This is a genomic window from Leptolyngbya sp. KIOST-1, from assembly GCF_000763385.1.
Classification (GTDB): Bacteria; Cyanobacteriota; Cyanobacteriia; order Phormidesmidales; family Phormidesmidaceae; genus Nodosilinea.
On sequence record NZ_JQFA01000002.1, the window covers coordinates 772,504 to 792,626 of the forward strand.

The window sequence follows — 20,123 nt, forward strand, 5'->3', positions numbered from 1 at the left end:
TAGAGAGATAGGGCGATGATTCAAGCAGTTAGGTCTTTTTCGACCTGACAAAATTATTATCAAGAGCTGAATCCATTCGCACATCTGCCTAACGACTGCGAACGATATCTAGCTTTCGGTAGAAATAAAGGCCCTAGATCTCTGTTTGATGACGGCCCCTAGGGCGTGTCATCAATTGTGGCCAAAAGCTCGGTACAGGACGCTTTGCCACGCCCGACCCAAAAGCCAGGCTAGGGGCTGCAACCCCTGACTTCTAGGCGTTTGGCCGCTAACTGATGACGGCCCCTAGCGGGACTGAAAAATGTTTTGCACCATCTGGCGATCGCTGCCCTGGGCCGCCCGATCCAGCGCCTCCACTTCACCGGCATCGAGCCGCCAGCCCAGAGCTCCGGTGTTTTGCTCTGCCTGGTCCAGGGTTTTGGCCCCTGGAATGGGAATGGTGCCCTTGCAGAGACACCAGTTGAGCGCCACCTGGGCCGAGGTTTTTTGGCGCTGGGCCGCGATCGCCGCCAGCGTATCTAACAACGGCTGTATTTTGGGCAGCAGCTGACGAAAGAGCACGCCTCGAATGCCTGAGGGATAGGGGCCCTGGGCGGCGTATTTGCCCGTCAGCAGCCCCAGGGCCAGCGGGCTATAGGCAATCAGCCGAATGCCCAGCTCGTCGCAGAGATCCTTCAGCCCCAGCTCGCTCACCGGGTAGGTGGACAGCAGCGAGTACTGCACCTGCAGGGTGGCAATGGTCAGCCCCCGCGCCTGAAATCGCTGGTGGGCCAGCTTCAGGCGGCGGGGGCCAAAGTTCGAGAGGCCCACGGCCCGCGCCTGCCCCTGCTCCACCAGATCCATCAGCCCGTCGAGAAAGGGGGCCTCCTGCCAGGGCAGGTAGTTGGCCGTTGACCAGTGCATCTGCACCAGGTCGAGGGGACGGCCCAACCGTTGAACCGAAGCGGCGCCAGCCTTCACCACCGAACCCGGCGTCAGCCGCCAGGGGTAGGCGGCCAGCTTGGTTGCCAGGCAGAGCTGGTCGGCGTGGGGGCCCTGATACTGGCCAGCGAACTGCCCCAGCAGGGTTTCGCTCCGCCCGTTCAGCTGTCCGGTGCCGTAGGAGTCGCCGCTGTCGAACAGCGTCACCCCGTGGCTGAGGCAGTGGTTAAACACCTGCTGCAGGTCGTCATCCATGCGCTGGTCGTAGCCCCACAGCAGCTGGTTGCCCCAGGCCCAGGTGCCGCAGCCCATCTCGGGCAGGGGGAAGGGCAGGGAGGCATGGACGGTCGAGGCACTCATAGGTCGGCTAAAAAAAGAGCACCTCTCATTATTCCAGGCTGGGTAGCCCCGATAGCTGTTCGATCGCCGGGGGCGGCAGCTCGCGCACCCGATGCAGCCGAAAAGGCTCGGCGCTGACGGCCTCGACGTAGTGCGATTGTAAAAAGGGCCGGTAGTCCTCCCGCCCAGCCAGGTATACCTGACTAAAGGCCACCACCAGCGACTTGTTCACTCCCCGGGTCAGGGCCAGAGCCTCGTCAACGCTCTTGTCCAGGGCGTCGTCGAGGTACAAAAAGCGAGTGAGCAGCCGGGTAATGCCGGGGCTGTGGGAGGTGTTTTCGCCCAGGTACAGGTAGCGATCGCGGCCCTGCAGCCAGCTAAAGGCGGCCACCTGCTGCGGCACCACCGGAGCCACCAGATCCAGATCGCCGCCAAACAGCATCACCGGCACCGCCACCGGAGCCATCCCCCGAGGGCCAAACAGGTTTGACACGGTGGCAAAGGCCATCACCAGCTGAACGCGATCATCCCTGGTGCCCTGGGTCAGGCGATCCATCACCGCCGGGTCGGACCGCAATTCCAGGGCGCGGCACTCCAGCACCATAGCGGCGTCGAGCAGCAGGTTGGCAGCGGGGTCGCAGCGCTGAGCCAGCCGTTCAAAGTCAATGCTGGCGCCCCCCAGCGCTAGCGCCGTGTAGCCACCAAAGGAGTGTCCAACCACCGCCACTCGGTCAACATTCAGCCGATTGTCAAAGGTGCTGGCATTGAGCCGCTCTAGTTCATTGAGCAAAAAACTGACATCTAAAGGCCGGTCTAAAAAGTCGCGGGCCTTAAAGGTTTCGCGATCGAGCCCGGTGAGCAGGGCCTGCTTCTGGGTGTAGTTGCTGCCCACATGCTCGGGCAGCGCCACCGCGAAGCCATGGGAGGCGGCGTGGGTCGCCAGATCAAAAAAGCTGGTGCGGCTGTCGCCCAACCCGTGGGAGATCACAACAACCGGAATGGACCCGGGCCCAGCGGTCAGAGTTTGGGGCAAAAACACGTCGGCGGCGTAGGTGCGGCCCCGCTCGGCGTCCGTCATCTGTAGCGATACCTGGCGACTGCCGTAGGGACCGGGCTGAGTGAGGTCGGGCAGAGCCGCCAGATCGAGCGCCGGGGGCTGGGCGGCCTCGGCCTCCGACTGCTGGCGGATGGCTGCAACCAGACTGCGGGTGGCGGTCGCCTCGGCCTGCACCTGGCGGGCGATCGCCATCGCCTGGGCCCCATCCAGCCGCAGGCTGCCGGTGGGAAAGTGGCGCACAATATCGAGCGGCGAAATGTCGCCGTCCTCAGCCGCCGCCGCGACGATCGCCGCCCGTAGCGCCTGGCGGCCGTTGAGTCCCGCCTCGGTCTGGGCCAGCTGGCCCAAAAATAGCAGGCTGCGATCGCCCATGGGGCTGTTGAACCACTGGGAAATCGGCACCACCGACACCGCCCGGCTGCTGGTCAGAGCCAGGCGCAACTCCTGTCGCTGGGAGGGGCTGAGCCGCCGCAAAAAGGGGGCCAGCTGCCGGTCAACGGTGCCGGTCTCGGCAAAGGTGACCAACGACTCCGTCGGGACCGAGCGGCTCAGGGGGCCAAACTCAAGCCGCAGGGTTTCTGCAGCCCCCAGCGGCCCGGCCGTGGCCAGCGCTGCCCCGATTCCCAGAGCCAGGGGAAAAAATTTTCTTAGCGATCGGTAGCGAAGGAGCATAGGGCAGCCCAGAGCCAGCTAGGTATTCCCGCATTTTCCCCCAGAACTGTCTGGAAATTCTATGAAGCGGTGGTGGTCAGGATTCGCACCAGGGGTCAGGTTCAGCGCCTTTGCCAGCCCAGCTGGAACCCGCTAGACTTCCAGGCTGAGCTGCACATAGTCGGGCTCCCCGACGGGTTCCAGATTGGAGATGGTCAGCCCCAGCAGCCGCACGGGCTGGCGGGGATGGCCCTTCTGGGCCGGTGCTTGACTATCGCAGTGGGCCAACAGCATGTCCTGGGCCCAGGACAGCAGCGGCGAGTCAGCCCCAATCGCCGCCACAAAGGTGCGGCTGCGGGTAATCTGCCGGTAGTTGGCGTACTTGACCTTGAGGGTGAGGGTGTGGCCCCGGCGCTGCTGCTCTCCCAGGCGGCGGCTCAGGTCGTTGGCCACCTGCTCCAGGGCCTCGCCCATGGCGGCCAGGGTGGTCAGGTCGGGGGAGAACGATTGCTCGGCTCCGATCGATTTGCGAATGCGGTTGGGGTTGACGGGGCGATCGTCTTTGCCTCGGGCCACGCGGTAGTAAAACCGCCCCACTTTGCCAAAGTGCTGTACCAGATCGGCCTCCGCCCACTGGCGCAGGTCGGCCCCGGTGGCAATGCCCAGGCCGTGCATTTTGCGGGCGGTGACCTGGCCGATGCCGTGGAACTTTTCGATCGGCAGGGCTGCCACAAAGGCTTCGGCCTGCTCGGGCAAAATCAGGGTTAGCCCGTCGGGTTTGTTCTGGCCGCTGGCCATTTTGGCCAGGAACTTGTTGATCGATACCCCCGCCGAAGCGGTGAGCTGGGTGGCAGCGAGAATATCGGTCTTGATCTGGCGGGCCAGTACCAGGGCCGAGGGTTCCGCCAGGGCGTTGACGGTCACATCCAGGTAGGCCTCATCCAGCGACAGCGGCTCCACCAGGTCGGTGTAGCGGTGAAAAATCTGGCGAATTTGCCCCGAGACCTGCTTGTAGACCTCGAAGCGGGGCCGGGCAAAGATCAGCGCCGGGCAGCGCTGCACGGCGAGGCGGGCGGGCATGGCCGAGTGAATGCCGTACTGGCGAGCTTCGTAGCTGGCGGCAGCCACCGCCCCCCGCTGCTCGGGCCGCCCGCCCACCACCAGGGGCTTGCCCCGGTACTGCGGAAAGTCCCGCTGCTCCACGGAGGCGTAGAACGCATCCATATCGATGTGGAGGATCTTTCTCATGGCACAGCCTGGGGCAACAACAGCCTGGGGCAACAGGGGGATGGCGGTTATACCCCACCGGGGCAGGGGGCTTTCCCGACCTGTGGAACGGCGGGTTGACCGCGATGATTTAAGTATAGAAAGCAGGGAGTTAGGGCTATGGGCGTTTGGCAATCGTCATCTCAGCAACCGTATTTTGCCTCAGGTTGGGGGTTGGGGGTAGCCCAGGCCCAGATGGACGCGATCGCCGCGGCCCTTATGCCCTTGGGCGTTTCCCCCTCGGGCCGGGTACAGGTGCCTTCCATTGAAATTGAAACCACCGCCGCTGCCCTGGTGGTCACCGCCTTTCTGCCAGGGGTCGAGCCCCAGGCGGTGCAGGTGCGGGCCAGCGACAGGTCGCTCACCTTCTCGGGCCAGCGCCAGTCGGGCTCCCCCGGCTCCCGCTGGCCGGGTTCCCTGCTGCAAAGCGTTGGCCTCAACTACTTTCAGCAGACCGTGCCCCTGCCCGAGCGAGTGATCGATCGCCAGGTGCAGGTGACCTATCGGCAGGGGGCCATCATCGTCACGCTGCCCAGGGCCAGGGGCTGGGGCCAGCGGCTCAGGCTGGGCTGGCAGCATTTGCGCCACAGCCTGGGGCAGGTGCTCCAAGCCCTCGGTCAGCGCCTGTTAGAAGATCGGTAACAGAATCTAAAGCCTGGGTTAGAAAAAGCGCCGTCCGTCATCATCTGATCGACACTAGTGTTTATACCTAAACCTAGGACTGACTCCATTTATGAGTGACTTTGACGACTTTTTGCGCCACAAATACGCCTACGTGGCCATCGGCGAGTTCAAACCCGGCTGTTTTAGCGAGGCCCGCCAGCTCTACGAAAAGGCGGTCTCTACCTACACCGAGGGCTTTAAGGGCGCGTACCTGCTGCAGGAGCCGGGCAGCGATCGCGGCATCGCCATTATTTTGTGGGACAGCATTGAGAACATGGACGGCCACCACGACGCCGTCTACCAGCAGACCCTGGGCAAAATTGCCCACCTGTTTGAGGCCCCGCCAGTGACGGCTTTCTACGAAGTGTGCAGTGAAATTGGCCTGCCCCAGATTTTGGCCAGTGCCTCAGCTCAGTAGGCCGCCTTTTTCCCCGGGGTCGAGCACAGGCACGGGGTGATGCACCGGTATGAATAGGCATTCACCGCCCCACGCAGGGGCAAGCGGCGGTTTGCCCCTAGCCAAATTCATGCCCCCATTCAGCAACACCCTCTTCATAGCCGCTCCAGGGGAGCTGCCCTCAGGCCTTCTCCGCCGGCCACCGCCACCAAAATTTTGGCGGCGGTGGCCGCTTCGGTTGGATGGCGATGGGATTTGGAGGTTCTGCTTAAAGATGGTGGCAAAGCCGGCAAAAAAGTCGTTCCACTTTGAAAAACTGGGATAAGCTAATTGGCGACGTTCGCTGCTCCCACGATCGCGTTTTACACCATGATCGGTCGACTTCGCTCCCTGCCACAGCTTTCTCTTCTAACGCCGGTCACCGCCCGCTGGGCAAAGACCGCAGCCCATACCTTCACCAGGGTTTTCAAGTCCTGGCCTCGCCCTAAAGCCCTGCTGGGGCTGGGGGTATCGACGGCGGTAGCGGTGGCCCTATTGATGCCCCGCTCGTTGCCACCGGCTATTGCCCAGGACATTGCTGCCGCCCTCTGGACCCGGGCCTCCTTCCCGGTCGAAGATTTTCAAACCTACACCTCCCCCTTTGGCTACCGCAGTGATCCCTACAGCGGTAGCCCTCGTTTTCATTACGGGCTGGACCTGGCCGCCCCCAATGGCAGCTACATCCGCAACTGGTGGACCGGGGAAGTGCTCTGGGTAGAAGACCAGGGGGCCTGTGGCACCTCCCTGGCGATCAAGTCGGGCGAATGGACCCACATCTACTGCCACATGCACGGCCATGTGGAGGGCAGTGGACAAAATAAAGTCCTCGTCGATCGCAACGGCGGCATTCAGCTGCGGCCAGGGCAGACCGTGCCTGCTGGGGCCCGCATTGGCCGCGTGGGCATGACGGGCCGCACTACCGGCCCCCACCTGCACTGGGGTCTCAAGTACCAGGACAACTGGGTCGATCCGGCCCTGGTGCTGCGCGCCATGTACGTTGGCCAGCAGGCCGCCCTGTAGGCCGCGGTGCCCTCCCCCAATCGCCTGCTCCGGCCCTGGGAAGACAACCCCGTAGGACCAGCCCTGGCCTGGCTGGTCGCGCTGGTGCTGGTGCTGGGAATTGCGATCGCCGGTCCGGCCCCGGCCTTTGCCGCCGACAGCCATCCCCTCCTCACCCTCGACCTGCTGCGGCAGCGGCTGGCAACGCCTGTGCAGCGGGAGGGGCGAGCGGCGATTGATCTGCGCTACTACACCATTGACCTGCGCCCCGACAGTCCCCTCGCCGACAGCTTTTATCGCCTGCTCAGCGGCGGATTGCAAAAACCCGCCACCGCGCCAGCCCTCGACCTGAGCTACGCCATTGTGCAGGGCGACCTGGATTTGCAGCGGCTGGGCCAGCGCGAACCCCTCTACGGCGACACCCTCTCGCCGCTGCTGAGTGGGGCGGGCCAGGCCCAGCTCAAGCGCGATCGCCAGCGGCTGCTCCAGCTCAGTCGGCTGTCGCAGTCGCTGTTAATTCAGGGCCAGGGCAGCAGTCAGCAAATCTATCTGTTCAAAGCCCCCCTGGTGGCGGCCCAGACCCGCTTTACAGGGCAGGTGCTGGGGGGCGACACGTTCTTTTTGGGCCGGGTGCTGGCCAGCGGTGCGGTGTTTGAGCAGGGGCTGGCGGTGACGGGGGCGCGCTTTAACCAGTCGGTCAACCTGTCCGGGGCCGACTTTCGCCAGGGGGTGCAGGCCAAGGGCAGCCTGTTTTTTGAGACGGCCCGCTTCGACCAGAGCCAGTTTCGAGCCGGGGCCAACTTTCAGGGGGCCGAGTTTAAGGCCGATGTCAACTTTAGCCGGGCGGTGCTGGCGGGGGATCTGAACTTCAGCCGGGTGCAGTGGCAGGGGGTGGCCGATTTTGCCCGCACCCTGTGGCTGGGGTCGGCTTTTTTTGTGCGCAGCTACTTCGCCAGGGCGCTGTTTTTTACCGAGGCCCGCTTCGATGCGCCGCTGGTGCTGCGTCAGGCCCGCTTTGGCGAGCCGGTCAACCTCCGCAACGCCATGCTGGGCCGCGAGATGGACCTGGGCGACGCCCTGTTTTTGCCTGCGGCCTACCTGAATGTGGCCGGGCTGGAGTTTAGCCTGGAGGAAACGCAAATTTTGGGCACCCCTGGCAAAATTGGCCGGGTGTTTTCGGTGCCGCAGCTGGCGGGCAACGAGACCCTGCTGCGCAACCTGGAGCGCAACTTTCGCCGCCTGGAGCAGATCAGCGACGCCAACTACATCGCCTACACCGCCGAGCGTCTGCGCCTGAAGGCCTGGCAGCAGCGACTGCTGGGTACCAACATCAACACCGCCTCGGTGGCGGCCCTGGTGCGGGTCGGCTTTAGTGCCGCCCAGGCGGCGGCGGTGGTGGAGCAGCGCCAGAACCAGACCTTTATCGGCACCGAGGGGGTGCTGAGCGTGCCGGGGGTGGACCTGGCGGCGTATTTGAAGGTGCGCGATCGCATCTTTGCCCGCGATGCCTACCCGATCACCCAGCGGCTGGCCCTGGGGCTGCGCTGGCTGTGGCTGGGGGGGCTGGTGGTGCTGAGCCGCTACGGCACCAGCTTTGGCCTCACCTTTGGCCTCGGGCTGGTGGCGATTCCCACCTTTGCGCTGATGTTCTGGATCGTCGATCGCTACCGCCGCCGCCGCGCTCCCCCCATTCTGCCGCCGATTGAGGAGGGGCTGTGGCTGGCGGGCGGCGGTGGGCTGCTGCTGGGGCTGGGGCTCAACGCCCTGCTGCGCGCCGCCGACTACCCGCTGCTGACCCTGGGGTTTCTCTTTATGCTGCTGGTGCCGGTGCCCGCCGGGCTGATTGGGCTGGTGATTCAGCGGGGTCGTTACCACGACCTGATGGAGGAGAGCTACTTTGTCGAAGACGGCAGCATGCGTCAGCTCCGGCTGCTGATTGCGCGCCTGCCGGTGATTCCCAAGTTTCCGTTTTTCCGCGATCGCTACACCTACCTGCTGCTCGATCGCCGCTGGAACTGGTTAAATTATCTAGACTTTAGTCTCAACAACTGGCTTAAATTTGGCTTTAATGACATTCGGTTACGAGACCAGCACGTGCCGGGGCTGATAACGGCGCTGGTGTGGTATCAATGGGGGCTGGGTCTGCTCTACACAGCGCTGCTCCTGTGGACGCTCTCGCGTACCATCCCAGGCTTGAATCTCCTGATCTACTTTTAGCGTCGCTGTTGGCTATCCATTGACCGTTGACTTCCCCCTCGTGATTCAATCTTCTTCAGATCTCAACCATCAGGCTAAATCCGATCTGCGCCGCCGACTGATCAGCGCTCGCCAGAGCATTCCCCCCCAGGTGTGGCGACAAAAAAGCGATCGCATCTGCGCCCATCTGCTCAACTGGAGCTACTTTCGCCAGTGCCGGGTGATTCTGGCCTACACCAGCTTTCGCCAGGAGCCCGACCTCAGCCCCCTGACCGCCCACCACCCCCACTGGGGCCTGCCCCGCTGCGTCGACAAAAAACAGCTGACCTGGCACTACTGGTCGGCCCAGAACGCCTGGCCCCTGCGCAAGGGAGCCTACGGCATCGTGGAACCCCACCCCAGGTCGCCCCAGATCGACCTCTCCCTGGTCGATCTCATGCTCGTTCCCGCCGTCGCCTGCGACGTGCGCGGCTACCGCCTCGGCTACGGCGGCGGCTACTACGATCGCCTACTCAGTCAGCCGCCCTGGCACGGCATTCCCACCGTGGGCATTGTGTTTGAGTACGCCCGCCTGCCCAGCCTACCCCGCGATGTGTGGGACAAACCCCTGGCCGGCGTCTGCTCCGAAAGCGGCCTCTTCCTGGGCGAAAAGTAACCCCTCCCTCCCTGGCTTCCCATGCACGGCCCCAGCCCCACCACCCGCTACCCGATCCCCGGCGTCACCCGCACGGCATTTCTCAAGACCTTTGTGACCAACCCCAACATCGTTGTGGGCGACTACACCTACTACGATGATTTCGAAAACCCCGAAAACTTTGAGCGCAACGTGCTCTACCACTTCGACTTCATCGGCGATAAGTTGATCATCGGCAAATTTTGCGCGATCGCCTCCGATGTCAAATTCATCATGAACGGCGGCAACCACCGCACCGACTGGTTCACCAACTACCCCTTCCCCGTGTTTTGCCAGGGCTGGGAGTCGGTCATGCCCAGCGAGTGGCCCCACAAGGGCGACACCGCGATCGGCCACGACGTCTGGATTGGCTACGGTGCAACGCTCATGCCCGGCGTCCAGGTGGGCGACGGAGCCATTGTTGCTACCCAATCCGTTGTGACCAAAGACGTACCTCCCTACGCTGTAGTCGGCGGCAACCCCGCCCAAATCATTCGCTACCGTTTTGATCAGGCCACCATTGAAGCCCTATTGGCGATCCAGTGGTGGCACTGGGATATTGAGAAAATTACCCGCCACCTACCTGCTATCTGCGGCTCTGACCTCCAGACCCTGCAATCTGCTGTTTAGAAGCCTTAGGGACTGTCATCAATTAGCTGCCAAACCCCCAAATGTTCAGGGTTACAACCCCTAGTGCTCTTTCAAACTTCAATTTGAAGGTTGGGTGGCGCGCTAGCAGAACCCAACCGGGCCGACTGCCGTTGGGGTACACTTCGCTGATGCTGTTGGCGAATTATGTCTTCAAGGAATTGCTCGGCGTTAGCCCCCTTAAATCCCCCCAACCTTGGGGGACTTTGACTTTCCGGCACCCCCAAACTTGGGGGCCAGGGGGGCCTTTGGGGGCAAATTTTCCAAGCGTATATAGCCATCGCTTCAGGGGCATTGGTCATGGCCTAGCGGTTCTGGCGATGGGTATATCTCACTCGCCTGGGGACCGCTATAAAAAGCTTGTTTCGGCGCTCTGAACCGAAAAAACTGCGTTATTCTTTGGGCAAATCCTTCCAGTGGCTGAGAGCATGAAACGGCGCGGCATAGTCTACGGTTTCGTTGTGGCCCTTGGGGCAGTGTTGCTCTGGGCTTTGCCTCTGGGGGTGCGGGCTTTCGCCCAGCAGGCTCCCCCCCTGGGTGCCCTGGTGCGCGAGTACGAAGTTGTGACCATGCCATCGGCGACCGCCTACTCGATCTACACTACCAACCGCACCACGCCTCACCAGGTGTGGTATCGCATTTCTGGGGGGGATGCGCTGTTTCGCCAGCGGCTGCGGGTCTACCAGGAAAACGCTGGCCCGCGCCCCATCAATCAGCTGCCCCCGGAGTCGGAACTGCGGCAGGAAATCACCACGAACAACCCCACCCGCTGGTTTTCGCTACCCCGGGAAACCGACGTTTTTACCTACTACTTTGACGGCGACAACCGCCTGACGGTCAATAGCCCCTGGCGCGACGCGTTTGGCGTCAGGGTCCAGCGCACCCGCTACGCCAACGGCAACCGCTACGCGATCGGCTTTGAAGATCAAGAAACCCTCGACGACTACAACGATTTGGAGCTGGACGTCGTGATCATTCAGCCCGCCTAGGGGGCAGTCCGACAGTAAAGAAGCTTGATCCCCGCTGCACTGAGGCATTCTTTTCCTTTGAACGTGGCTTGCCGCCCAGCGGCACTGGGCAGACCCTCTGCGGTAGGGACTGAATCGGGCGAGAACCAGCGTTGTCGGTGCCAACTGGGCCAGGTTACGCGATGATAGAACAAAGGTATGGGTTAGGACAGCTATGAATCGCTTTATTATTGGCGGTATTCTGGCCGCTATGGTGGTGATGCTGACCGGTGGGCTGAATCGGCTCTTCCGCGATCGCCCCCAGGGGGCGCAGCTGGCCAGCCAGCGCAATACAGCGCTTCAGCAGCCGGGGCAGCAGGCAGGGAACGACCTGGGCAGTGTGCCCCTGGAGCAGGCCGGGCGGCTGGTGCAGCGCCAGAGCGAGGTGGGCACCAACGGCATTCCGGCCCCGGGCGATAGCGCCTTTGGCACCCAGACCAACGGCAACGGTGACCCCTTTGGGCGGGCAGTCATCTCCCCCGACCAGACAGGCACCGCCCCCGCCGCTGGCAATGTGATTCCCCGCACGGGTGGGGCCACGACATTTCCCGCCAATACCAGTCCCCCCAATACCGGCGGCGATATTGCTCCCATTCAGCCGGGGCTGGTGCAGCCGGGAGAGGTGCCGCGTCCGGCCCCTGACCCCGACTTAGACTCTATTCCGGCCCTGTGGTAGTGGTTCAGCGGTGCTCCCTTTGGCTTGGGTCTGCGTCCATCGCCGCCTCAGGTAGCCTAAAATGGCAGTGAGCACTTGAGTTGAACGGCATGGCAAATCAGGGAAGCGACGTCCTGGTGGTGGGCGGCGGCATTATTGGCTTGGCGATCGCGCTGGAGCTACGACAGCGGGGTGCCACGGTCGCCGTGCTCAGCCGCGACGTTGCCCAGGCCGCCAGCCATGCCGCCGCCGGAATGCTGGCCCCCCAGGCCGAAGGCATTCCCCCCGGCCCCATGCAAGAGCTGTGCCTGGCCAGCCTTAGCCTCTACCCCACCTGGGTGAGCAAGCTGGAAGCCCTCACCGGACAGTCGGTGGGCTACTGGCCCTGCGGCATTTTGGCCCCGCGCCGTACCGTTTTCCAGGGGGCTGCCGAGGGTTGCTCGGGGGAATGGCTGAGCGCAGCCACCCTCCGCCACTACCAGCCCGGCCTGAGCGACACCGTGCAGGGGGCCTTCTGGTATCCCGACGAGGGCCAGATCGACAATCGGCTGCTGGTGCAGGCCCTGCGGCAGGCGGCGATCGACCTGGGCGTTACTATCCACGAGGGCACCGGAGCGATCGCCCTGCGGCAGCACCAGGGCCAGGTGGAGCGCGTGTGTACCGCCAAGGCGGGGGACTTCAGCGCTGACCAGGTGGTGCTGGCCAGCGGGGCCTGGGCCCACGAGCTGCTGCCCCTGCCGGTGTTTCCCAAAAAAGGCGAAATGGCCAGTCTGCGGGTGCCTCCCGGTTCTGGCACACCCCAGCCCTTACAGCGGGTGCTGTTTGGCGAAGACATTTACATTGTGCCCCGCCGCGACGGCCGCATTGTGCTGGGGGCCACCAGCCAGGACGTGGGGTTTACGCCCCACAATACTGCTAGAGGCGTGAACCAGCTGCTGGGGAATGCGATCGCCCTGCTGCCCCAGCTGGCCGACTTCACCCTCGACGAGACCTGGTGGGGCTACCGGCCCGCCACCCCCGATGAGTGGCCCATCCTGGGCCCTGGCCCCGCCGCCAACCTCACCCTGGCTACTGGCCATTACCGCAACGGCATTTTGCTGGCCCCGATTACCGCTCAGCTGGTGGCCCAGGCGGTGATGGGCACCGTGGACCCGCGCCTGGAAGCCTTCTCCTGGCGACGATTCCACGAGTCTGCACCATCGCGTTCCACCCCTTCTACCCTTTCTTCACCCCCTCAGGCCATGACCTTCACCGATGTTGCCCCCGCCCCTGCGCTCAATGCCGATCTGGCTCCTGTCCCTGGCGATTCCCCGTTAACCATTGCCGGGCGAACCTTTGCGTCGCGCCTGATGACCGGCACCGGCAAGTACAGCGACTTTGCCACCATGCGCCAGAGCATTGCCGCCAGCGGCTGCAACATTGTCACCGTGGCGGTGCGGCGGGTGCAGACCAATGCCCCCGGCCACGAGGGACTGGCCGAAGCCCTGGATTGGTCCAAGATCTGGATGCTGCCCAACACCGCAGGCTGCAAAACCGCCGAAGAGGCGATTCGCGTCGCTCGTCTGGGTCGCGAAATGGCCAAGCTGCTGGGCCAGGAGGACAACAACTTCGTCAAGCTCGAAGTCATCCCCGACGCCAAGTACCTGCTGCCCGACCCGATTGGCACCCTGGAAGCCGCCGAGCAGTTGGTCAAGGAAGGCTTTGCGGTGCTGCCCTACATCAACGCCGACCCGCTGCTGGCCAATCGCCTGGAAGAAGCGGGCTGCGCCACCGTCATGCCCCTGGGCTCACCGATCGGCTCCGGGCAGGGCATTCGCAACGCCGCCAACATTCAAATCATTGTTGAAAATGCCACCGTGCCGGTGGTGGTCGATGCGGGCATTGGCACCCCCAGCGAGGCCGCCGAAGCGATGGAGATGGGAGCCGATGCGCTGCTGATCAACACCGCGATCGCCAAAGCCGCCGACCCCGTCGCCATGGGCCGCGCCATGGGTCTGGCCACCCTGGCCGGACGCCTCGCCTACCGAGCCGGGCGGATTCCGGTGCAGGGAAAAGCGATCGCCAGCTCCCCACTAACCGGACGCATCACCGAGTAAGGAAAAAGAGGAGGAGAATGGTGAGGAGATGAGAACGGTGAGGAAAACTGACCTCCTCATCCCCCCATTTCCTCATCCCCTCACCCTCTTTTTGCTAGTCCAAAATCCTCACCCGCCCTACCTGAATCGCGTCAAATAGGCGGTTGACTTGCTTGCGCTCGCTCTCATCGACGGTGCCATCGGCCAGCACCAGGGCGGTTAGCTGCTGGTACTGGGCCTGGGTAATCGTGCGGGCTTGAATACACTGGCTGACCAGGCCGGTGATCGGGCAGTCGGGCTGAGACGCAGGTGACGACATAGATTCAGAGCCATCGAGAATTTTCTATGTACCTGTTGTAACCGCTTCCTGCTTCGTTGCCCAACCCTCAAGACTAGCGGCCGTTAGCTGAACAACCGGGGATAGATCCGCAGGGCGGCCAGACGCGCCATCACCACCATCCAGCCCAGGAGCCACAGCAGCATCAGGGGCCACCAGGGCGGCAGCCCCAGGGGCCAGCGCAGCAAGTCCACCAGCGCGGCCAGGGGCAGAAAACTGGCAAAGCGGGCCAGCAGCGGCGGCAGCGTGTCGCGGGGGAAGTAGGTACCGCAGAGGGTAAACATGGGAATGATGACCAGAAAAATCGGCACATTCACCTGGTCAACCTTGTTGACCGCCCCCGCCACCAGCAGGCCAAAGGCCCCAAACAGCAGGCTGCCGAGGAAAATCAGCGGCAGCGACAGCACCAGGCTGGAGAGGTCGTAGAGGTTGGCGACTACCGCCACCAGACCGGTCAGAATGCCCGCGATCGCCCCCTTGGTGGCGGCCCAAAACCAGTCCCCCAAAAACACATCGGTATAGCTCAGCGGGGCCGTCAGCAGCGCCTGCCAGGTCTTTTGAAAATTGAGCCGAATGAAGCTGCTGTAGGCCCCCTCAAAGAACGACTGAAACAGCACCCCAATGGCAATCATCCCCGGTGCCAAGAACCGCGAGTAGGACACCATCTGCCCCAGGTATTCCACCTCGCCAATCAGGGGCGTGAGGCCGTAGCCAAAGGCCAGCAGGTAGACAATGGGCTCAGAGATCGGCGGCAGGCAGTTGACCAGCCAGGTGCTGCGGTACACCTGAAAGTGTCGCCACCAGACCGAATACACCCCCCACGGGGTGGCCGTAATTTGTTTCATTCCAGCACGCTCCCGGTGAGTCGCAAGAACACATCTTCTAAGTTGGCGGGCCGTCGCAGCAGGCGACTGGGATGGTGGGCCTCAATTTGAGCCCACACCGCCTCAGGATCATCGTCGGGCAGGGTGACCAGGTGCCCCCCGCCAAAGGCGCGATACCAGGCCCCGTGGCGATCGGCCAGGGCTTTGAGCGGCTCGGCATCAACTCCCTCGACCTCGGCCACCTCGCGGCCAATTACGCGGGCCACCAGGTCGCTGGGGGTGCCCTCGTCGATCACTTTACCCGCCTGGAGCAGCAGCAGGCGATCGCACAGCCGCTGGGCCTCATCCATGTAGTGGGTCGTTAGCAGAATGCCGCAGCCGTTCGCCTTCAGGTGTTGCACCAGTCGCCAAAAGTCCTGGCGGGCGTCGGGGTCGAGACCTGTCGTAGGTTCGTCTAGAAACACCACTTGGGGATTGTTCAGCAGGGCGCGGGCCAGCACCAGCCGCCGCTTCATGCCGCCCGAGAGGTCATCCACCTGGGCATCGGCCCGGTGTTCCAGATTGACCAGAGCCAGCAGTTCCCCCGCCCGCTGCCGCGCCGCCGCGCCGGTGATGCGGTAGTGGTGGGCAAAGTGGGTGAGGTTGTTGAAAACCGTAAAGTCCGGGTCGAGGTTGTCCTCCTGGGTGACGATGCCCATCTGGGCGCGGGCCAGCTGACCCTGCCCCGGCAGCTGCCAGGGCCCGAACTGCACAAACCCCTTGGTGGGAATCACCGTGCCAAACAGCATGCCCACGGTGGTGGTTTTGCCCGCCCCATTTGGCCCCAGCAGGCCCACGATCTCCCCCGGTGCCAGGGTAAAGCTAATCCCCTGCACCACCGCCTCATCGCCGTAGGTTTTCCATAGATCGTAGGCCGTTAAACTCAGCGCATCACCCACGGCGTTCTCCCCCTGTGATCCCTGAACAGTTATCCCCGCACTGAACCACAGCTGGCGAGGAAAATCATCCCTCCGCCGAAAGTCGCACTGGTGGGCATTGCCCACCCTACTCCTGAATTCGCCTTGGCTATCCTCAATTGGGCTGGGCACCGGCCGTAACGCTCCTGGCCTGGCTTCGCCTATGCCCCTGGGGCGTGTCACCCCTTGTGGCTAAAAGGCGGCTATATCAGGCCTTGCCATGCCCGCCCTACAAGACAGGCTAGGGGCTGTAACCCTTCATTTGTGAGCATTTAGCAGCTAATTGATGACAGCCCCTAGGCAAGCCTCCTGGTTTGAACCCGAGTAATGTGATTCGGAGTTACGTGATGTGATTCGGATTTACGATGTCTCATCCACCCATCCACCCATCCACCCACCTACCCACCTACCCATCCACCCACTCACTCCCCCAGGCACTGTAGCAAAATCTGTCCCAAACCATCCTGATGCCCCGCCCTGGCCCTGAAATATGAACTGGTAGATGCACCCTGATCATTCCCTGGCTCTCGGGTCAGGGAATTTTTTTGCTGTAATAGCCTGATCGGACTTCGGTCGGCTCCGCAGAGTTCTGAAAAATTCAGGTTAAACTGAGGCCACATTTGGGGGTCATCTGTAAGTACCGAGCCGATGGATTTTGAGGAAATTGCTGTACTCATTAACCAGGTCGCCGTAGAGCGAAAGGGCCGTCCGCTCAAGGATGTAGAACGGTTGGTGCTGAAGGGAGCCTGGGAAAACAAAACCTATGCGGCGATGGCGACCCCCGCCGTCGGCTATACCGAAGACTACCTCAAAAAAGACGTTGGCCCCAAGCTCTGGCAGTTCCTCACCGACCTGGTAGATACCGATCGCCGGGGTATTCGTGTCACCAAGCGTAACATTCAAAACGTGCTGCACACCTGGGCTGTTCAGGGGCTGATGGCTACCTCCTCCACCGAGGACGCCCCGCTACCGTCCCCGACTAACTCGGCTCCGGGAGCGGCTCCGGGAGCGGCTCTGGGCGCGACTCTGGGCGCGACTCTGGCCTTAGTCGTCCGCGACTCGCCGCGCATTGACCTGGCTGACTGCAGCGGGCGCGAGGCCGAACTGGCCCAGTTCCAACAGTGGATAGTAGACGATCGCTGCCGCACGGTGGTGCTGTGGGGTCTGCCGGGGGTGGGCAAGACCACCCTGGCTGCCGCGATCGCCGCGGCGATCGGTCCCCAGGTCGAGCGGTGCGGCTACCTGGCGCTCCCCCCCGACGTCACCGACGAGGCGGTGATTGTGGCCCTCCTGCACTGGCTCGCCCCGGCCCCGCCCGTGGCCCTGCCGCCCCTGGCTGCCGTCGACTGGGTGCTCGACCAGCTTGAGCAGCGCCGGATCCTGCTCATTCTCGACGATATGGATCAGCTGTTTGAGCCGCAGCTGCCGCTGGGCACCTACCGGGCCAATACCGACGCCCTGCAGCGGTTGTTCCACCAGGGGGCCGAGCGCCACCACCAGAGCTGCCTGGTTTGGGTCAGCCGGGAAAAGCCAGCCGATCTGTCCCAGGTACAGGGGCCCCGGGTGCAGGAATGCTCCCTGGGGGAGCTGGCCGCCGAAGCCGTTCGCCCCCTGCTGCAACTCCCCGCGGCCCCGACCCCTCTCCCAGACGGTTGGACCGCCCTGATCGATCGCTACGGCAGCCATCCCCTGGTGCTGCGGGGGGTAGGAGCGATTGTGCGCGACCTGTACCAGGGGCAGCCCAAATCGCTGCTGCAGGCGCACGACCGGGTGGTGCCGATGGTAGTACAGCGCACCTTTAGCCAGGCGCTGGATCGACTTTTGGCCGCAGAGTGGGCCATTCTCTACGGACTGGCCCTGGCCCAGGAACCGATGGGACTCGACGACCTGATCGCCACCCTACAGCCCGCCCCCGAGGATGACGCGGTGCAGTCCGTGTTGGGGCGGGGCTGGGTGGGGTGCCAGCCCGTAGAGGGGGGCGGACTGGTGCTGAGCCTGCGCCCAATGGTGCAAACCCTGGTGCTGGAACGGCTGCACCAGGAACTGGTGGCCGAGCTGGAGGCTGAATCGCTGGGGTGGTTGCAGCGGCTTCCCCTGGTGACCATGACCGCTCGCGAGGTGGTGCAGGAACGCCAGCGGGCGGCGATGCTGGTGCCCCTGGGGGACGAACTCCGGCGGCGGTACCCGACTGAGGCAGCGCTGACGGCCAAGGGCGATCGCCTGCTCCGGGCGCTGTCTGGGTTGGCCAACCAGCCCGGCTACGCCGCTAGCAACCTGATTCACCTCTGCCAGTATCTGGGGCTGGGGTTGAGCGGGGTCGATTTTGCGCAGCTGGCCATCTGGCAGGGGGACCTGCGCCGGGTGAGCCTGCAGGGAGCCAACTTTAGCCAGGCTCAGTTCAGCGATACGGCCTTTGCCACCGCCCTGGGCCGCAACCCGGTCGCCGCCTTTAGCCCGCCTGGCTCCGACCAGCGCCGCTACCTGGCCACAGGTGACCACGAAGGCCGTCTGCTGCTGTGGGACCTGAGGCGGGGCAAACTGCTGTGGATGTTTGACGAAGACCAGTCCCAGGGGGTGCGATCGCTGGCCTTTAGCCCCCAGGGTGACCTGCTGGCGGTAGGCACCGAGGCGGGAGACATCTGGCTGTGGCCAGTGGGGACGACCTACCAAACCGACGTGCTCAGCCACCACCGGGTGGCCGTGGGGGCCCTGGCCTTTAGCCCCGACGGCAGCCAGTTGGCCTCCGGTGACGACAGCGGCCAACTGTGCCTGTGGGAAGTGGCCTCGGGGATGAGCCAGGGGCAGCTGGAGGCCCACCATGGCCCAATTCACAGTCTGGCCTACAGCGCTGGGGGCGAGCGGGCAGACCCCTGGGTCAATGGCCTGGTCAGCGGAGGCGAAGACCAGCGGGCCTGCCTATGGAACACGCGCGATCGCAATCTGGTCAAAGACTTTCAGGCGCGATCGACGGCGAGCATACGCACCGCCGGGTTTCTGGCCGACCCCACCGACCCCGCCTGCCCCCAGATTCCCTTTGCGGCGGGCTACGACGACCACTGCCTCACCATTTGGAACCTGAATACTGGGTTGCCCTGCTGGATTGTGCCCGCCGATGTGCAGGCCCTGCCTGCCCTGGCCATCAGCCCCAGCGGACGCTATCTGGTGTGCAGCCGCCAGGACTTCAGCGTCTCGGTCTGGGATATTCTAGAGCGCCGCGCCTGCTATACCCTGCCCTCCCTGGGGGCCCCGGTCTGGGCCCTGGCCTTTAGCACCGACAGTCGCTACTTCGTCACCGGCAGCAACTACACCATCAAGCTCTGGAGTGCCCGGCGAGGCCAGTGCTGGCGCAGCTTTCTCAGCCAGGCCCATCGGGTTGGGTGTTTGGCCCTCAGCACCGATCCCGGCGGCGATGCCAACGCTGCCAGCGGCACCATTTTGACCGGCCACGACGACACCCACCTGCGGCTCTGGCAGATTGCCCCAGGCAGTCCCTACGCCAGCGGCCCCCGCACCCTGGCGGGCCACAGTGGTCTGGTGCGCGCCGTGGCCCTCAGCGCCGATGGTCGGTGGTTGGCCAGCAGCGCCACCGATCAGACCCTGCGGCTGTGGTCGGCGGTGAGCGCAGAGAGCCGGGTCTGGCCCACGGCGGCCCTGGCCACGCTGCTCGGCTTTAGCCCCGATGGGCAGTGGCTGGTCAGCGCCAGCCAGGAGGGTACGGTTTCGCTGTGGGACACTGCCACGGGCAGCAGCGCTGGGGATCTGGAGGCCTGCCCCGACAGCGCCACCGCCCTGGCCTTTAGCCCCGACGGGCGGGCGATCGCCATCGGGTCCCGCGACGGCAGCATTGGGCTATGGCGGCTAGATCAGCGCACCAGCCTGGGCACCCTCAGCGGCCACCAGGGGCAGATCCACGGACTGGCGGTGAGTGTGGACGGCACTATCTTGGCCAGCGCCAGCTACGACGGCACGGTGTGCTGGTGGGATCTGGCGGCGGCTCTCCACCACGGCCCCGACCAGGCCCAGCCTGCCGGGCAGTGGCGGCACCCGGCGGAACAGTGGCTACAGGGGGTAGCCCTTAACCCTACGGGCGAACTACTGGCCCTGACCAGTATGGCCGCGCAGATTGAGGTGTGGGCGGTCGCCAGCAGCCAGTGTCGCCACCGGCTCAAGGGCCACAGCCAGGACATCTGGCAGGTGGCGGTCAGCCCCAGCCGCACTCACTTGATCAGCGCCAGCCAGGACGATGAGATTCGCGTCTGGGCTCTAGATTCAGGGGTTTGCCAGCTGACCCTGCGGCCCGATCGCCCCTACGAAGGCGTCAATATTCGCGGTGCCACGGGGTTATCGGAGACCGAAACCCGCATGCTGAAATCCCTGGGGGCGATCGTCAGCTATTAGTTGAGGAACGTTCCGGCTGAGC

General features: G+C 63.9%; 17 protein-coding genes and 1 pseudogene. 11 read left to right on the forward strand and 7 right to left on the reverse strand.

What is annotated here, in order from left to right; genetic code table 11:
* Positions 1-285: 285 nt before the first annotated feature.
* From NF78_RS03465 to dinB, 3 genes are all read right to left on the reverse strand, one after another.
* On the reverse strand, positions 286-1,281 hold the full coding sequence (locus tag NF78_RS03465; protein WP_052049722.1) for an aldo/keto reductase: 996 nt from the start codon (positions 1,279-1,281) through the stop codon (positions 286-288).
* 28 nt (positions 1,282-1,309) lie between these two features.
* Positions 1,310-2,989 (reverse strand): alpha/beta hydrolase, encoded by a 1,680-nt coding sequence (locus tag NF78_RS03470; RefSeq protein ID WP_052049724.1) that lies wholly within the window; start codon positions 2,987-2,989, stop codon positions 1,310-1,312.
* Between the two features lie 132 nt (positions 2,990-3,121).
* Entirely contained in the window at positions 3,122-4,216 is a 1,095-nt protein-coding gene (dinB, locus tag NF78_RS03475) for a DNA polymerase IV (protein WP_035984895.1), read from the reverse strand.
* A gap of 138 nt (positions 4,217-4,354) precedes the next feature.
* Between dinB and NF78_RS03480 the strand changes: the two genes are divergently transcribed.
* Together NF78_RS03480 and NF78_RS03485 are read left to right on the forward strand one after the other, a co-directional pair.
* Positions 4,355-4,876 carry an Hsp20/alpha crystallin family protein gene (locus tag NF78_RS03480; RefSeq protein ID WP_156119629.1) on the forward strand — a complete coding sequence of 174 codons (522 nt, stop codon included), beginning with the start codon at positions 4,355-4,357 and terminating at the stop codon, positions 4,874-4,876.
* 91 nt (positions 4,877-4,967) lie between these two features.
* On the forward strand, positions 4,968-5,315 hold the full coding sequence (locus tag NF78_RS03485; protein WP_035984897.1) for a hypothetical protein: 348 nt from the start codon (positions 4,968-4,970) through the stop codon (positions 5,313-5,315).
* Between the two features lie 134 nt (positions 5,316-5,449).
* Here the strand turns inward: NF78_RS03485 and NF78_RS32800 are convergent, their stop codons facing one another.
* Positions 5,450-5,578 (reverse strand): hypothetical protein, encoded by a 129-nt coding sequence (locus tag NF78_RS32800; protein ID WP_263970539.1) that lies wholly within the window; start codon positions 5,576-5,578, stop codon positions 5,450-5,452.
* Between the two features lie 85 nt (positions 5,579-5,663).
* On the opposite strand from NF78_RS32800, the gene NF78_RS03490 reads away from it, so the two are divergent.
* From NF78_RS03490 to NF78_RS33370, 8 genes and pseudogenes are all read left to right on the forward strand, one after another.
* Positions 5,664-6,353, forward strand: a complete 690-nt coding sequence (locus NF78_RS03490) for a M23 family metallopeptidase (RefSeq protein ID WP_081972491.1) — start codon at positions 5,664-5,666, stop codon at positions 6,351-6,353.
* A gap of 6 nt (positions 6,354-6,359) precedes the next feature.
* Complete coding sequence (locus NF78_RS03495; protein ID WP_225885217.1) at positions 6,360-8,549, forward strand: pentapeptide repeat-containing protein; 2,190 nt, start codon at positions 6,360-6,362, stop codon at positions 8,547-8,549.
* A 40-nt stretch (positions 8,550-8,589) separates the two neighbouring features.
* Positions 8,590-9,183, forward strand: a complete 594-nt coding sequence (locus tag NF78_RS03500) for a 5-formyltetrahydrofolate cyclo-ligase (RefSeq protein ID WP_225885218.1) — start codon at positions 8,590-8,592, stop codon at positions 9,181-9,183.
* 21 nt (positions 9,184-9,204) lie between these two features.
* Positions 9,205-9,831, forward strand: a complete 627-nt coding sequence (locus tag NF78_RS03505; RefSeq protein WP_035984898.1) for a CatB-related O-acetyltransferase — start codon at positions 9,205-9,207, stop codon at positions 9,829-9,831.
* A 446-nt stretch (positions 9,832-10,277) separates the two neighbouring features.
* Positions 10,278-10,838 carry a hypothetical protein gene (locus NF78_RS03510; protein WP_035984899.1) on the forward strand — a complete coding sequence of 187 codons (561 nt, stop codon included), beginning with the start codon at positions 10,278-10,280 and terminating at the stop codon, positions 10,836-10,838.
* 193 nt (positions 10,839-11,031) lie between these two features.
* On the forward strand, positions 11,032-11,532 hold the full coding sequence (locus tag NF78_RS03515) for a hypothetical protein (protein ID WP_035984900.1): 501 nt from the start codon (positions 11,032-11,034) through the stop codon (positions 11,530-11,532).
* Positions 11,533-11,621: 89 nt separating this feature from the next.
* A pseudogene (thiO, locus tag NF78_RS33365) lies at positions 11,622-12,641 on the forward strand (glycine oxidase ThiO); the annotation flags it as partial.
* Positions 12,642-12,752: 111 nt separating this feature from the next.
* Entirely contained in the window at positions 12,753-13,607 is an 855-nt protein-coding gene (locus tag NF78_RS33370) for a thiazole synthase (protein WP_263970626.1), read from the forward strand.
* A gap of 94 nt (positions 13,608-13,701) precedes the next feature.
* Here the strand turns inward: NF78_RS33370 and NF78_RS03525 are convergent, their stop codons facing one another.
* From NF78_RS03525 to NF78_RS03535, 3 genes are all read right to left on the reverse strand, one after another.
* A complete protein-coding gene (locus NF78_RS03525; RefSeq protein WP_035984902.1) occupies positions 13,702-13,905 on the reverse strand; it encodes a hypothetical protein in 204 nt (67 codons plus the stop codon).
* An 83-nt stretch (positions 13,906-13,988) separates the two neighbouring features.
* Positions 13,989-14,768, reverse strand: coding sequence for an ABC transporter permease (locus tag NF78_RS03530; RefSeq protein WP_035984903.1), 780 nt, complete (start codon positions 14,766-14,768; stop codon positions 13,989-13,991).
* The gene (locus tag NF78_RS03535; RefSeq protein ID WP_035988610.1) at positions 14,765-15,685 is read right to left on the reverse strand and encodes an ATP-binding cassette domain-containing protein; all 921 of its coding nucleotides are present in this window, start codon (positions 15,683-15,685) and stop codon (positions 14,765-14,767) included. The genes NF78_RS03530 and NF78_RS03535 overlap by 4 nt, the downstream gene beginning before the upstream one ends.
* Before the next feature lie 666 nt (positions 15,686-16,351).
* On the opposite strand from NF78_RS03535, the gene NF78_RS03540 reads away from it, so the two are divergent.
* The gene (locus NF78_RS03540) at positions 16,352-20,101 is read left to right on the forward strand and encodes a WD40 repeat domain-containing protein (RefSeq protein WP_035984904.1); all 3,750 of its coding nucleotides are present in this window, start codon (positions 16,352-16,354) and stop codon (positions 20,099-20,101) included.
* Positions 20,102-20,123: the final 22 nt, after the last annotated feature.